The organism is Vibrio sp. SCP2 (assembly GCF_059295395.1).
The window spans coordinates 126,900-143,182 of record NZ_JCAFVV010000002.1 but is presented as its reverse complement, the minus strand read 5'-3'; the positions used below and the strand labels follow the sequence as shown (position 1 = coordinate 143,182).

The following is a 16,283-nucleotide window of genomic DNA, read 5'->3' as shown; positions in this document are numbered from 1 at the left end:
CTATATTGGACTCATCAAACGGAAGTGATGAATGGAGTTGTCTTGTTAACTCCACTGTCCATAAATAGAAATGTCCTAAAAACAAAAGCCCCAGATAACTGCCTATCTGGGGCTTTTTATGTTCACCACTTTATTTGGTTACTTGGTTATGATCTCAGGTCCCATCAGCGTAGTCGGCAGCCAGGTCGAAACCCAAGGCACGTAGGTCACGATAATGAGGAACAGGAACATCACCGCGACCCAAGGCAGTGCGGCTTTAACCACTTGCATCATCGACATCTTGGCTACCCCAGCGGTCACAAACAGGTTGAGCCCGACCGGAGGAGTAATCATACCTATCTCCATGTTCACCACCATCATGATACCTAGGTGGATTGGGTCAATACCGAGCGCGATAGCAATTGGGAACACTAACGGTGCGACGATAATCAACAGACCCGATGGTTCCATGAACTGACCGCCAATCAACAGTAGAACGTTAACCACAATCAAGAAAGTAATCGGGCCAAGACCTGCCGACAACATAGACTCGGTGATCATTTGTGGAATGCGTTCTTCCGTTAGTACGTGCTTTAGAATCAGAGCGTTAGCAATGATAAACAGCAGCATGATGGTCAGCTTACCTGCTTCATACAGGGTATGCTTTGTATCTTTATGGACAAACGCTTGGAAGATTTTCACTAATGCAGGTTTGGTGTTTTTCTTATCGGCAAACGGCCCCATATCTTTGTAGATAAAGTTGGCGATAAGGAAAGAGTACACTGCTGCTACTGCTGCTGCTTCTGTCGGGGTAAAAATACCGCCATAGATACCACCGAGGATGATAACCACCAGCAATAGACCCCAGCTCGCATCTTTTGCCGCTGCAAACATTTCTCCCCAACCAACGAATGGCTGCTTAGGTAGATTCTTCACCCGCGCTGCAATGTAAATGGCAATCATCAACATCACACCTGCAAGAAGACCAGGAATCACACCACCAAGGAACATACGCCCTACAGACACATCCGTCGCCGCTGCGTAGACAACCATTACGATTGAAGGCGGGATCAAGATACCCAATGTACCTGCGTTACAGATAACCCCAGCCGCAAAATCCTTTGAATAGCCGTTTTTGATCATACCAGCGATAACGATACTACCAATTGCCACTACCGTTGCAGGAGATGAACCAGACAGCGCGGCGAACATCATACACGCCACAACTGAAGCCATGGCTAAGCCGCCACGGAACCACCCTACCATCGCGATAGCGAAACGAATAATACGTTTTGCTACCCCACCGGTAGACATAAAGCTTGAAGCAAGAATGAAGAATGGGATTGCCAGTAAGGTGTAATGCCCAGCAAAGGCGTTAAATAGGGTTTGTGCCACGGAAGCTAACGACGCATCTGAATGCATCATCAAAAAGACAATACTTGATAAACCCAGTGAAATTGCGATTGGCACGCCAACAAGCATAAAACCAATCACCATGACGAATAAAAATAAGATTTCCATGGTTTAGCTTTCCTTGTTCTGATTATTGTTGTTCTTCGGCTCCATCGCTTCACCAGCATCCTTGAGCTCTTCTTTTAGCGCTTCTAACTCTTCTTCCGCTTCATGACCAGCAATTAAGCGATCCAATTTACCTGAGATAATTTGCAGCGTAATTTGAGCAAAGCGGAACGTGAGTAGCGCCATACCAATTGGTAGCGCCATATATGGAATAAAGCGCGGCATTTTTTCGTAGCGCTCACCTTCATTGAGCCAATCAGCAAGGAATTGCAGCATTTCAGGCATTGGAATATCGTCTGTTTCGTACCAAGCACGCTCAGTTGCAAACGGATACCAGTAGTTCCAAGAACCAATCAACAGCAGAATAGAGAAAGCCAAACAACATGCCGCCGCAATCAAGGCATAAATTTTACGTAGTTGCTCTGGAGCAAGGTTAATCACCACATCAACACCGATGTGAAAATGCTTTTTAACGCCGTACGAAGCGCCGACAAGAACCATCCAAGCAAACATGAACACGGTAAGTTCCAGTGCCCATAAAATGTTGTCGTTAAAGACATATCTAAATACAACGTTGGCGAACGTGAGCAAGGTCATTGCTCCTAAAAAGAACGCAATCAATGTCTCTTCAATTGCATCCGTCACCTTCCCAATTCTGGCAAAAATTGACTGTTCCATAAGTTACTTCACTATATCGCAGGTAAAGAAAGGCCCTCCTCCCGACAAGAGGGCCAATGTTTTTCTAGGTTTTAGTTATTATTTGTTTGAAGCTAGAGCCGCTTCAATGAGGTCAGAGCCGATGTCTTTTTCAAACTTCTTCCAAACTGGTTGAAGCGCAGTAACCCACTGCTGACGTTGCTCTGGTGTTAGCGTACGGACTTCGCCACCGGCTTCGATGATGTTGTTTTTGTTCGCTAGGTTAACTCGTGAAGACTCAGAGTTACGTGTTTCTGTTACTTCTTGGATGATCTTGTTTAGCTGCTTACGCTGGTCATCCGGTAGACCTTTCCAGAAGTCTTTAGACGTCACGACTAAGTAATCGAGAATACCGTGGTTCGTTTCAGTAATACCGTCCTGAACCTCGAAGAACTTCTTACCGTAGATGTTTGACCAAGTGTTCTCTTGACCATCGATAACTTTAGTCTGTAAGCCACCGTACACTTCTTTAAACGACATTTTCTGTGGGTTAGCACCTAGTTGTTCAAACTGAGCAACCAGTACGTCAGAGGCTTGAACACGGAACTTAAGACCTTTAGCGTCATCAGGAGAGATAAGCGGCTTGTTCGCTGACATCTGCTTCATACCATTGTGCCAAAACGCTAGACCTTGTAGACCACGGCGGCGCATTGCGTTCTTCAGCTTTTCACCAGCCTGAGAGTTTTGGAAACGGTCAACCGCTTCTACGTCTTCAAATAGGAATGGCAGGTCGAAAATACGGTACTTTTTCGTGAACTTTTCAAACTTTGATAGAGAAGGGGCAGCAAGTTGCACGTCACCGTTAAGCAGTGCTTCAAGAACCTTGTTATCATCATAAAGAGTCGAGTTAGGGAAAACCTGCATACACACTTTTCCGTTCATCTCTTCATTAACACGTTTTTCCAGTAATGAAGCCGCGATACCTTTCGGGTGTTTATCTGTATTCGTTACGTGGCTGAACTTAATCACTGTCTCGCCCGGATCACAGTTCGCCGCAGCGTTAAAACTGGTCACAGCAAGAATCGATGCAGATAGTAGGGTCAATGGCTTAAACATTATTATTCTCCTTGTTAAATGAACAACCCCATCACTGGGAGTTGATATATTAATAAGGGCAATAACCGCGCCAAATTGAATCAATTAGTGTTATTTCTTACTTTTCAAACACTTAAGATTATTGATAAATCGATGACGTTATCGAGCTCACATTAAGATTTTTAAAATGGGGGGAATTCCACCCATCACAAATTTCAATACGGGTGAATTTACACATGTTTAACAAGCATGCAAAAATAGAAAAACAAATGGCAGCTATCATAGCTGCCATTTTCGTTACTAGAGATGAGATGAGCAGTAAGGAGACATGACTGCCCACTTCGACTCACTCTGCATGAAACTAACTTCATGCCATGCTTCTAAGCTTAGTCGACTTCACCCAAAGTTACTAATAAACATATCAATTAAATCACCCATTAGTGAAATTCGATACGTTGCTCGGTCGCCGCATCAAAGAATACCGCTTTAGATAGATCAAAGTGTAAAGGTGCAACTTGCCCCGCTGTTACATCAAACTCAGGGGAGAGACGGCATGCTACTTCCTGCTCGTTCACTTTGATCATCGCAATAGTATCTGGGCCGGTTGGTTCAAGCACCTCTAAGGTTAAATCTAACTGAGTCGTCGCATCAGATTCTTGGTTTTCACTGTCAGTAATGTGCTCAGGGCGAAGACCTATCACCACTTCTTTGCCATCTTGCTCTCGCATTGAAGCGGGTAAATTAATATGGTGTTCTTGCCCGTTACTGCCTTTCACTTTGATTACCGGCTTGTCTTCGCCATCGAGATCCACCATGGTCTTAATAAAGTTCATCGAAGGAGAACCCATAAACCCAGCCACAAACATGTTGTTGGGCTTATTGTAGATTTCTTGCGGTGTACCCAGTTGTTGCAGTTCACCATCTTTCATTACCGCGATTCTGTCCGCCAAAGTCATCGCTTCAATCTGATCGTGAGTCACGTAGACAATGGTGGTGTTGAGCTGCTGGTGCAGACGTTTGATTTGATGGCGCATTTCAACCCGCAGTTTCGCATCAAGGTTGGATAGTGGCTCATCAAACAAATAGAGCTTAGGTCGACGAGCTAGAGCGCGCCCCATCGCCACACGTTGACGCTGACCACCGGATAGCTGCGAAGGTTTTCTATCTAGCAGGTGATCAATTTGCAGCATTGCCGCAACACGCTCGACTTCTGCATCAATCTCCGGCTTCGGCATTTTACGTATCTTAAGACCAAACTCGATATTGCCACGCACCGTCATATTGGGATAAAGCGCATAAGACTGGAATACCATCGCGATATCACGATCTTTCGGCTCAACCTCAGACACGTCATTGCCATCAATCACAATTTCACCTGAGCTGATGTTCTCTAGCCCTGCAATGGTATTCATCAAAGTCGATTTACCACAGCCCGACGGCCCAACTAAGATCAGGAACTCTCCTGAGTCGATATTGATGTCGATGCCTTTCAGCGTCTCTTGGTCCGCCTTTGGATAGGTTTTACGGATTTGTTTAAGTTCTAGTGTTGCCATGATAATTATCCTTTTACCGATCCAGCCGTTAGGCCGCGAACGAAGTATTTCCCTGCTAATACGTAAACTAAGAGTGTCGGCAGTGCGGCTATAATCGCAGCTGCCATATCAACGTTGTACTCTTTCACCCCAGTACTGGTGTTGACTAAGTTATTGAGTGCCACCGTAATCGGCTGAGTTTCTGAACCTGAGTAGACGACGCCAAATAAGAAGTCATTCCAGATTGCGGTGAACTGCCAAATGACGGTCACCATGATTATTGGCGTTGAGATCGGCAGTAGAATCTTGAAGAAGATGGTAAAGAAGCCAGCGCCATCAAGTTTGGCTGCCTTAACCAGTTCATCTGGAATACTGATGTAGAAGTTACGGAAAAAGAGCGTCGTAAATGCCATACCGTAGATAACGTGAACAATCACAAGTCCAGCAGTAGTATTCGCCAAGCCAAGCTTACCTAGTACCGTTGCCATAGGCAGAAGAACAACTTGGAACGGAATGAAGCAGCCAAAAAGTAGCAAACTAAAGAACAGGTTCGAGCCACGGAACTGCCACTTGGTCACAACGTAACCATTGAACGCGCCAAGCAAGGTAGAGATGGCTACTGCAGGTATCACCATTTGGAACGAGTTCCAAAAATATCCTTTCACCCCTTCACACTTCACACCAGTACAAGCGCTGTCCCAAGCTTTAAGCCAAGCATCGAACACCCACTCGGTTGGTAAGCTCATTAAGTTACCGGCTTTAATATCTGGCAAAGTTTTAAAAGAGGTAATCACCATCACAAACAGCGGCATCAAGTAAACCACACAGAAAAATGCCAGCGTTGAGTAGATAAACAGTCGAGAGAAATTGATTCCTTGCATCATGACTTTTTCTCCCTAAGTTCTGAATAGAGGTAAGGCACCAAAATCGCAAGTATTCCCGCTAACATCATCATCGCACTGGCAGCACCTAAACCAATTTGACCACGAGTAAATGAGTGCGCGTACATAAACAGCGCAGGAAGATCGGAAGAGTACCCTGGCCCGCCCGCTGTCATTGCTGTGACCAAGTCAAAGCTCTTAATCGCAATGTGGGAGGTAATAATCACGGCGCTAAAAAACACCGGTCTTAGACACGGCATAATGATACGCCAATAGATGGTTGGTAAGTTCGCACCGTCAATCTGCGCTGCTTTGATAATCGAAGAATCTATACCACGTAGGCCTGCAAGGAACATTGCCATGACGAAACCTGAAGATTGCCATACAGCCGCAATCACTAAGGTGTAGACCGCCATATCGGAGTTCACTAGCCAATCAAATTTAAAGTCAGTAAAACCCCAATCTTGCATCAGTTTTTCGATGCCAAGACCTGGGTTAAGAATCCATTTCCACGCCGTACCTGTAACAATGAACGACAAGGCCATTGGGTATAAATAGATAGTACGAATCGCCCCTTCCTGACGGATATTTTGGTCAAGAAGAATCGCTAGCCCGACACCGAGTCCAATTGCCACTAGCATGAACAGCAGGCCAAAAACACCTAGGTTGGTAATAGAAGTGATCCAACGGTCGTTATCCATCAGTTTTTCGTATTGGGCGAAGCCAACAAAGTTAAAACTAGGTAGAAAACGGGAGTTGGTCATTGAAAGTGCCGCTGTCCAGAAAATATAACCATAGATACAAACCACAGTTACAAGAACGGTCGGGGCAAGAACGATTTTCGGTAGCCAATGTTGAAGTCGGTCGGCCAAACTGGCCTTAGTTGTCGACTTCTTTTCATACCGATTTACAACATGCTCCATAACGAGTCCTTACGTCATAACGCGCCGATCAACATCCTGATCGGAAATAGAGGAAAGGGCGAACAGGCTCCCCACAAGCCTGAACGCCCTTTGGGGGTGTGATTTAACTACGGAAGTTAGATCGCAGCTTTAACCGCTTTCGCGAGCTTTTGTGCTGCCTGTTGTGGATCCGCTTTGTCGTCATTGAAGAAGTTAGTAACGACGTCATAGATCGCGCCTTGAGCGTAGCTTGTAGTCGATAGACCATGCGCCATACTTGGCACTAGGTCGCCTGACTTAGCACTCGCTTTGAAGGTCGCCATAGAGTCCAATGCACATTGGTCAAACTTCGACATGTCCATATCTAAACGTACTGGAATTGAACCTTTGTTTAGGTTGAACACTTCTTGGAAGTCTTTGGTTAGGATGGTGCGCGCTAGATCTTGCTGCGCTTTTTGGTTTGCTTTGTCGCTCAGTTCAAAGAACGCAAAACTATCGATGTTGAAAGTGAACTGCCCGTTAGTACCTGGTGCTGGTGCACAGATGTAGTCTTTGCCTGGGACTTTACCTGCAGCGGTAAACTCACCTTTCGCCCAGTCGCCCATGATTTGCATTGCCGCTTCACCGTTGATGACCATTGAAGTGGCTACGTTCCAATCACGGCCCGGAGAGTTGGCGTCAATGTAGTCGCGAATTTTCTTAAACTTAGTGAACACTTCAACCATTTTGTCGCCAGACAGTGTATCCATATCAAGTTCAACAAATGCCTTGTTGTAATCTTCACTGCCTAGAACGTCTAGTGCTACTGCTTCAAATACCGTTGCGTCTTGCCATGGCTGACCACCGTGCGCTAAAGGTACGTAACCTGCCGCTTTAATTTTGTCTGCGGCTACGAAGAACTCATCAAGGGTTGTTGGTAGTTCTACGCCCGACTTCTTAAGTACTTCTGGGTTTGCCCAAATCCAGTTTACACGGTGAACGTTAACAGGAACCGCTACATACTCGCCGTCAAACTTCATCACTTTAGTTACAACAGAAGGAAGGATTTCATCCCATTTCTCTTGCTGACCCGTGCTGTCTAGTGACGTTAGGAAGCCAAGACCGCCCCACTCTTGAATATCATGACCTTTGATCTGCGCTGCAGACGGTGGGTTACCTGATACGGCACGCGTTTTCAGTACAGTCATTGCCGACTCACCGCCGCCACCAGCAACCGCGAAATCTTTCCAAGTATGGTTTTGCTGCTCTAGCATATCTTTAAGTACAGCGGCAGACTTTGCTTCGCCACCCGCTGTCCACCAGTGAAGAACTTCAACTTCACCAGCGTTAGCAAAATTAGCAGCAGAAAGTAGAGAGAGGGTAAGTAGGGTTTTATTAAGTTTCATTATTATCTTCCATGTATTGGATTAGACATTCAGGCCAACTGCTTAATGACCCCAAGCGTTCTTGCTTGTACATAAGGGAGTCTATCCAATTAGAATTTTTTGATTGAAACAAACCGTAAAACCAATGTAACAACTATGTTACATTACACCTCAAGACTCGGTGGAATAAAGACTTGCGCTCTCAAGCCTCTATTTGGCAAGTTGTCAATAATGAGATCTCCGCCATGTCCATGGAGGATATTGCGGCAAATTCCTAAGCCTAAACCGTGCCCATCTTCGTCATTTGCCAGACGATAATAAGGCTCAAACACGGCTTCCAGCTTTTCTTCAGGAATACCAGGGCCATGATCGCAGATGACTACCGTTATCCATTCATCATCAACCATGACGTTCACTTCAGCACGTTGACCATACTTGACCGCATTCTCAATCAAATTGCTTAGCACACGTTTCATCGCAAGTGGCTTAGCGACAATCGGATCCATCTCTCTTGGCTTAAACTCGACTTGGGTTTGATACTGGTTATAAGGTTCCGCGACGCTTTGTATCATTTCACTTAAATCAATATAGGCGTTGTTTTCATGCAGATCGGTATCACGGACACATTGCAGAGCCCCTTTCACCATCATCTCTAACTCATCAAGGTCACGATTGAACTTCTCGCGTTTGGTATCACTTTCCAGAAGCTCAGCGCGCAGCCTCAAACGTGTGATAGGCGTTTTTAAATCATGTGAAATGGCCGAGAAAAGATGTTCACGATCGGCAACATAGCGACGGATTCGTTGCTGCATACGATTAAATGCTCGGGTGGCAGTGATAAGCTCACTTGCCCCCTCTTCTTGCAGCGGCGCCTGTTCAATATCCATACTCATTTCATTGGCGGCCTTGGCTAATCGCTTAAGTGGCTTGACTTGCCGGCGAACCAATAGATAGGTCAGAGCAAGCAAAATCGTAGTCGAGAAAATCAGAAACAGAATCTGCTCACGGCCAATTAAGGTGTCATCTAACGTAACGTAAGGAGCTGGCAGTAGAGCCGCGATATAAACCCACTCATGCGAGGCAAGCTCGATCTGCACCACTAAAATTGGCGGGTCGATAGGATTTAACGTCAGGGTATGGTGCGCCCATGACTTTGGTAGATCATGCAGATAGATATCGTTTTTCAGTAAACGTAGGTTATCTGGATGGGAAAAGTCGACCGAGATGCTTTCAGCTTTACGCAGTTTGTTTTGCAATACCCCTTCAATCGCCTCGATTGATGCCAGTTTCAGCGGCGTATCTTCGATCGGTTCAACAATGAGTTGCTCTTTATTGAAAGAAACGAAAAAGCGCGTTCCCCCCATATTGCGGATTTGGTCCAGCACGATATGACGGTAGCGAACGGGGAGAGATTGAAAAAAGGTCACTGTAGACGCGAACATGTTGGCCATACTTTCTGAAGCGTCACGAATCCCTGCCAACTCTTTGTGTTTCGATTCCGTATACCAGATGCTGGTAGCAACGCCTTGCGCGAGAATCACTGCCAGTAAGGTTAAGCCTAAAGTTCGGCTGACTAATGAATTGGGCTTAAACTGTCGAAACCAGTTCCAAATACTAGCTCTCATAGCTCACCGGTACTGCCAATAAATAGCCATTACCACGCATCGTCTTAATGTAGTGAGGAAACTTGGCACTATCGCCCAGTCGCTGTCTTAATCGACTGAGCTGAACATCTATCCCACGTTCAAATGGGAGCGCTTCACGTCCACGAGTCGCAAAAGAGATGGTATCGCGATCTAACACTTCATTAGGACGCTTGAGAAACAGCATCAACAAAGCGAAATCACTCCCAGAGAGGTCATGAGATTGATGAGTTTCTAAGTGGGTAATTCGGTGCGCTAACGGATCAAGTTGCCAGTCACCAAACACAATCGACTTAGCATTGGCGCTAGCTGGGATATCTTCCGTTACATTGACGCGGCGCAAAACCGCTTTGATACGTGCATTAAGATGTCGAGGGTTAAATGGCTTGGCGATATAGTCATCTGCGCCGATCTCTAGACCAATAATCTGGTCAGTATCATCGGACACCGCAGTGAGCATAATAATAGGCACAGACGAGTGACGGCGAACTTGCTGGCACAGGGTAAATCCATCATCGCCGGGCAGCATCACATCGAGTAAAATCAGGTCTGGATAGCCTTGCTGCTCTATATAGGCTTTCATTTGCTCGCCATCATTAACAGCCGAAACCTGATAGCTTTGCTTGGTCAGATACTCTTCCAATAACTCACAAATTTCTTGATCGTCATCGACAACGAGAATTTTAGCTGACATACCCTTACCTATTACTGCTCTGTATTAATAGAGCGAGTGTAATCACTTCTGATATTCGAGATGAATGAAGATTCCAAAGAATTTGAACCTCTTGCGGACACACATCACATCTTATTAACAAAATAAAGTTTAACAATCATTCAAAAGTAGTGATTTACGTCTAAGCTAAAACAATAAAAATCATCAAAAAGCGCTAGGTCCCTAATGAGAAACCCTCTATCGATGTTAAGTAGATGCTTGTTTACGCTGCTATTAATCTTACCTGTCTCAAATACTGTTTTTGCCAACTATTCGATCGGTTTAGCCACATGGACAGGCTATCCTGACAATGTGCGAGGCTTTAAAGAGAGCTTCTATCGTTTACAGCTTGACGAAAAGAAGTTGCCAAATTTCAGCTACCAGTGGTTTTAATCATCAATGACGCTAACCAAAAAAACCCTTCTCAGTATTGTTCTCCTAACCCTGTGTATGTTCTTAGCTGCCGGGTACTACATCTATAAGTATTCAGAACATGCATTAGAATACAAAGCGTATCAGCAACTGAGTGGTTCTTTGGAGCTAGCAGAAGGGATCATTGATGGACATAACCAGAAAGTCACCTCCATTGCATCACTTAGTGCCCAGAATCGTAATGTGATTAAAGCACTCGACTTAGGCATCAACCGAGGCATAGCCCAAGAGCTTAACGACTCAATTAAAAACAGTCACTTCATTAATTACATCTTTATCATCGATTACGACGGATATGTGTTTTCTACTTCAAGCGTCGACTATACAGGGAACAAATTCTTCGGCGAAAAGTGGCTGAATTACGATTTAGAAACCCACCCCCAACTCAGCCAGCTACTAACCCGCGACACCATTATAAGTACGCCAAGTCAGGATCCATTCTTATCGGCGGAGGTCGGAAGAAAGCTGTCTCAGTGGGTGGTCAGCCCGATTTATTTTCGCGATCAATTAGTCGGTTGGTCGCTGCTATCATTCGATTGGCAACGCAATGTACTCGATCTACTCAATGCAACCTATCAACGGCTAGAGCATGCCCACTATCCAGTGGCGAACCTTGGGTTATCAGACCAAATGAGCGAGTCAAGCCCACTTATGGTCGGAAAACTTGCTACCCCCTCTCAAGTACTTCAAGCAAGCAAGGAGATGTATTTTGGTCAAGCTAATTACTTACTGTCGGTGGCATTCGATGCAGAGCAAGCTTTGAGCAGTTTGAGTGCCATTAAGCAAAGGATGTTATTCATCTTTGTCATTGCCGCGATAGCGCTTACTTTGGCTATGTGGCTCTCGATTCGAACCTTGATTATTAATCCACTTGAAGCTCTCAACCAGAACATCATTGGCTTAGATACGGATAACCTCGATGCTAGGCTCCCTGCGTCTTCCACTTCAGAAACCAATTCAATTACCCAAGCCATTAATCAACTATTGGAACGTTTACACAGTAATACTATTTCGATAGAAAGGCTCGATGAAGAGATCAAAGCAAAACAAACGTCTGAACAACAGCAGAAGCTCGTCACTCAAAAACTTGAAGCTATTTTGGACACCGCGGCTGACGGCATTGTCACCATTGACAGAGAAGGAAAGATCCTTAGTTTTAACCAAGCTGCGCAAATGATGTTCGGCTATTTGGAGCAAGAAGCGGTTGGGATGCAAGTTGAAAGGCTGATGCCAAATAAACACGGTGCGTTACACCAAGCTTACATCGATCAGTATCTTGCAACGGGTCACAGTAAAATTATCGGCGTCGTGGATAAGCAAGGGCGTTTAGGACGAGAGTTCCAGGCGGTGACCAAGCAGGGTGAAATGTTCCCTATCTTGCTTTCAATTGCTCAGGTCGAAACTAGCCAAGGCATGTTATTTTCCGGAGTCATTAAAGATATTTCGAAGCAGAAACAGGTGGAACGTGATCTTATCTTCGCCAAAGAAGAGGCAGAACAAGCCGCGCTATCAAAAAGTGAGTTCTTGGCGGTGATGAGTCACGAGATTCGCACGCCAATGAACGGCATTATCGGCATGCTTGATCTGTTACAAGAAAATGATCTTAACCACTCTCAAGCTCATCAAGCTTACCTTGCTCATACTAGCGCCCTCTCCCTTCTCACCTTGCTCAACGATATATTAGATTTTTCAAAAATTGAGGCTGACAAATTAGAGCTTGAGCAACAACACTTCGACTTACGACATATGTTAGGGGATTTTGCGGAAGCGATGTCTGCGAGCTTAACCAATCCAAATGTCGAGATCATCCTCGATACCATTGCCGTAGAGCACTCAATGATCATCGGTGACAGTACTCGTATCAGGCAAATATTTTCTAACCTTGTCAGCAATGCACTTAAGTTTACTGAACATGGAGAAGTCATTATCACCGCGCGCCTCGAAGAGTACGATGCCACCCAATGGCAGCTTAAAGCATCAGTCAAAGATTCAGGCATTGGCATTCCACCCGACCGAATAGGCTCTTTATTTGACAAATTTAGTCAAGTAGATAGCTCGACGACAAGACGATATGGCGGTACTGGTTTGGGCCTCGCCATAGTCAAAAAGTTATGCCAGCTAATGGGTGGCAATGTCTCAGCGACCAGCCAAGTTGCCAAAGGAAGTGAGTTTAGTTTTGACCTGTTAGTACAGAAGTCAGATCAATCGGAGAAAGTCATTCCAAGCGTAGACATCTCGCTGCTCAATATTCTGGTAGTAGACGACAATGCGATTAACCAAGAAGTGATTTTGCGCCAACTACAACACTGGGGCGCAAGCGCCGTCTCCTGCTCTAGTGCTTTCGAAGCCATCAGCTTATGCCAACGTCGAACTGAAGATAATCTCCCGATGTTCGATATCGCCTTTTTAGACATGCAGATGGCGGAAAAAGATGGCCTTCAACTCAGCCAACAGCTCAGTAGCGATCCAAGTACTCAATCGATGAAACTGATCATGATGACTTCGATCGACAACGTTCCTAAACCGGAAACGATTCAAACAAGTGGGCTAAGCGGTTACTTTGTCAAACCGGCCACGACCAACGATCTTGTCAATGCTCTTAAGGTTATCGCAAGCCCTGACTTTTCTCCGGGTAAACAGCTTGTTACTCACAACTACCTATCGGCAATGCAGCCACAGAAGCAATCACCAACCTCACTCGATAGCGACCTTAAGCTGCTTGTGGTCGAAGACAACCGAGTCAATCAAATCGTCATTACTGGCATGCTGCATAAGCTCGGATTGGACTGCACAATTACCAACAATGGCCGCGAAGCTTTAAGCGCTCTTTCAGATGAAAACAGCTTCGATATTGTTTTAATGGATTGTCAGATGCCAGAGATGGATGGTTACGAAGCCACACACCGAATCCGTAGTGGTGCGAGTGGCGAAAGTGTTAAGAATATACCCATCATCGCCATGACTGCTAATGCAATGGAGAGTGACCGCAATGCTTGTAAGCACGTGGGAATGAATGACTTTCTCACCAAACCCGTCAATCGTTCCTTGCTGGAAGAAAAACTATTGCAGTGGAGTAATCACCACTAAAACCCGTTGAGTGGTTCTTCTTCGCGCAAGTGGAACAAAATGAGGCAAAGGTGAGCAGTTTAAGAGTATTGAGAAGGTAGCTAAAACCGCAATTGAGTAAGGGCGCCTTGGATGTTTGAAAACACAAGTAAGCAATTACTTACCAACCAAGGCATACCTCTCGGCTTTTTCTATAGCAGGGTAAAGATACTCACAATACCGATTAAAGAAAATAAGCAAGTACGACCGATTAGGCCAAAGTTGGAAGGTTGGATCATTTCTTGGTGCTGCATAGGCCAGTCTCTCTTTTGTTACATAGTCATTACAATATGATGAAATTTAGAGACTTTCTCAATGCATACTTAGATTAAATTTTTATGACAGCGATAGGCTTTATTTCTATTTTCCTCAATAACCTCTGAGCTTAACGCACACAATCTGGCTTTGGTCACTCAACAAGAAAGCCATTTCAACTATTATCAAGGCATCATAATTATAAATTCGACGTTAGGAGGCCATTTATGCGATCGCTCATAAAACGCTTTTCGCTTCACCACACCTTTACCGCCTTAGCTGGAGTTCCCTTAATCTTAGCTCTACTGATGGCAGTAGAGCTCGCCAATTTTCAGAAAACCACGGTAGAACAAGCCAATCGCGATCAGGAGATCATCAAGTTGACACTGCTCTACGATAACTTGGCCCATAACCTTGCCGTAGAACGAGGGTTAACGGCTGGGGTGCTTGGAAGTAAAGGCGCACAAGAGCAAGTCGCTAAGCTCAAAGAGCAGCGCAAAAATGCCGATCAGCACATCGCGGCATTTAACGCATTTAAACCTGAATATATCTCTTCGGAACTGGCGAATAATTTGAAACAGTCTTTGGCTACTCAGCTTGCGGATATCAATCAAATCCGCAACCAAGTTGACCAACTTTCACCTCAGCGCTCTCCATTCGCTTACTACTCCAATCTTAATCAGCTCGCGATCGACAATGCTGTTCTACTGGTTTCTGGCGTAAGTAACTCTGAGATTATCAGACTAGGTAACTCTTTAACCTCAGTGATGGTCATTAAAGAAAGGGCCGGACAAGTTCGCGGCGCACTTAACGGGGCTTTTGCTCGTAAAAACTCCTCGCTTGGTCAGTACACCGCAATAGAAAATTACCTCAAGTCCGGTGAATACGCAGAAAGACTAGCGAGCCTAGCCATGCCAAGTGAGTTCTTAAACCAACTTGAGGCAGCAAAAAACAGCCCAACTTGGAAACAGGTTGTTGATATTCAGAACCAATACTTAGGTCAGAAAGATCAATTAAAAAACCTACAAGGCCCTTCTGCTTTAGATTGGTTCGGTTTAGCCACAGAGAGAATCAAGCTGGTTAATAAAATACGCAATCAACTAGCGACCACAATGACTGATGTAGTTTCAACTCAAGCAAGCTCTTCGCAGTGGTCACTCAGTATGATGATCGCTGCGATTGTCTGTTTAGGTGCTATTTTGGTCGGTGGACTGGTTACCAGCCTTTCAAGTATTAAGCATCGAGTAGGCGAACTCACCAGCAACTTAGCGAGTATGTCCAAATCTAACGACCTTAGCATGGTGCTGAAAGATGAAGGTAAAAATGAACTGTCGCAAATATCGTCAAGTGTCAATGGCTTGGTTTCCAGCATTAAGCGACTGTTGATTAACGTCACCGAAACCAATGAGCACAGCCATCAGCGACTCGATCAAATGGTTCAAGGGGCCAATGACCTTGGAGACAGTAGTCGAGCAACCTCTGACAAATGTGGCAACATCGCTGCCGCCATGACTCAACTCTCTCAATCAAGTCTAGAGATCGCCTCTTCTTCTGAACGCGCATTAGAAGAAACGGAGCAAATGACCAATAAGGTGCTCACGTGTCAAAAGCAAAGTCAGGATTCTTATGAGATTGTGAAAGCCTTGGTCAATCAAATAGAGCAAACCCAAGAGTGTATGTCACAGTTAGAGCAAGACGCACAAAGTGTCAGTAAAATTGTTGAAACGATTAATGGCATTTCCGAGCAAACCAACTTACTAGCATTGAACGCTGCTATTGAGGCTGCTCGCGCTGGTGAGCATGGCCGTGGCTTTGCCGTTGTCTCTTCTGAAGTTCGAGATCTCGCTCAGCGCAGTAAAGAAGCAACCGAACACATCTCTCAGTTGCTTTCAAACATCACCAATAATACGCAAACTGCGGTGAGTAATATGGATAAAAGCCGAGAAGCGACCGACTCAACGTTCAACTCAGTTTCTGAAGTCACCAACAGTGTCTCTCAACTTGAAGTATTGATTGAAACGGTTAATGAACACATTACCAGTATCGCCAACTCTACGGTCGAACAGTCCAAAGCCAGCGAAGCGGTCGACCAAGATGTCGATGTCCTCTCTGATATTGCGCAAAATACGGGGCAACTAGCGGATAGCATGAACCAAATTGTCACAAGCTATCGTAATGAAGTGAGTGAAGTGAGTGACCAATTAGAGAAGTTTAAGCTGGCATAATCGC

Annotated in this window: 11 protein-coding genes; 2 read left to right on the top strand and 9 right to left on the bottom strand. The window is 45.1% G+C overall.

Annotated elements, in window-relative coordinates:
• Window positions 1-138: 138 nt before the first annotated feature.
• The 9 genes from AC5O63_RS08600 to AC5O63_RS08560 all read right to left on the bottom strand — a co-directional run bounded on the left by AC5O63_RS08600 (window position 139) and on the right by AC5O63_RS08560 (window position 10,244).
• The gene (locus AC5O63_RS08600; protein WP_171321070.1) at window positions 139-1,500 is read right to left on the bottom strand and encodes a TRAP transporter large permease; all 1,362 of its coding nucleotides are present in this window, start codon (window positions 1,498-1,500) and stop codon (window positions 139-141) included.
• A gap of 3 nt (window positions 1,501-1,503) precedes the next feature.
• The gene (locus tag AC5O63_RS08595; protein ID WP_004748534.1) at window positions 1,504-2,175 is read right to left on the bottom strand and encodes a TRAP transporter small permease; all 672 of its coding nucleotides are present in this window, start codon (window positions 2,173-2,175) and stop codon (window positions 1,504-1,506) included.
• A 78-nt stretch (window positions 2,176-2,253) separates the two neighbouring features.
• The gene (locus AC5O63_RS08590) at window positions 2,254-3,249 is read right to left on the bottom strand and encodes a TRAP transporter substrate-binding protein (RefSeq protein WP_004748532.1); all 996 of its coding nucleotides are present in this window, start codon (window positions 3,247-3,249) and stop codon (window positions 2,254-2,256) included.
• A 416-nt stretch (window positions 3,250-3,665) separates the two neighbouring features.
• Entirely contained in the window at window positions 3,666-4,781 is a 1,116-nt protein-coding gene (locus tag AC5O63_RS08585) for an ABC transporter ATP-binding protein (RefSeq protein ID WP_494504661.1), read from the bottom strand.
• Window positions 4,782-4,786: 5 nt separating this feature from the next.
• Entirely contained in the window at window positions 4,787-5,644 is an 858-nt protein-coding gene (locus tag AC5O63_RS08580) for a carbohydrate ABC transporter permease (protein WP_004748529.1), read from the bottom strand.
• Window positions 5,641-6,564 (bottom strand): carbohydrate ABC transporter permease, encoded by a 924-nt coding sequence (locus AC5O63_RS08575; protein WP_486787581.1) that lies wholly within the window; start codon window positions 6,562-6,564, stop codon window positions 5,641-5,643. The genes AC5O63_RS08580 and AC5O63_RS08575 overlap by 4 nt, the downstream gene beginning before the upstream one ends.
• A gap of 116 nt (window positions 6,565-6,680) precedes the next feature.
• Window positions 6,681-7,928, bottom strand: coding sequence for an ABC transporter substrate-binding protein (locus AC5O63_RS08570; RefSeq protein WP_004748526.1), 1,248 nt, complete (start codon window positions 7,926-7,928; stop codon window positions 6,681-6,683).
• Between the two features lie 143 nt (window positions 7,929-8,071).
• The gene (locus tag AC5O63_RS08565; protein WP_494504660.1) at window positions 8,072-9,532 is read right to left on the bottom strand and encodes an ATP-binding protein; all 1,461 of its coding nucleotides are present in this window, start codon (window positions 9,530-9,532) and stop codon (window positions 8,072-8,074) included.
• Entirely contained in the window at window positions 9,522-10,244 is a 723-nt protein-coding gene (locus AC5O63_RS08560; RefSeq protein ID WP_494504659.1) for a response regulator, read from the bottom strand. The genes AC5O63_RS08565 and AC5O63_RS08560 overlap by 11 nt, the downstream gene beginning before the upstream one ends.
• Window positions 10,245-10,661: 417 nt before the next feature.
• Between AC5O63_RS08560 and AC5O63_RS08555 the strand changes: the two genes are divergently transcribed.
• A complete protein-coding gene (locus AC5O63_RS08555; RefSeq protein WP_494504658.1) occupies window positions 10,662-13,781 on the top strand; it encodes a hybrid sensor histidine kinase/response regulator in 3,120 nt (1,039 codons plus the stop codon).
• A gap of 500 nt (window positions 13,782-14,281) precedes the next feature.
• A complete protein-coding gene (locus tag AC5O63_RS08550; protein WP_494504657.1) occupies window positions 14,282-16,279 on the top strand; it encodes a methyl-accepting chemotaxis protein in 1,998 nt (665 codons plus the stop codon).
• Window positions 16,280-16,283 lie beyond the last annotated feature (4 nt).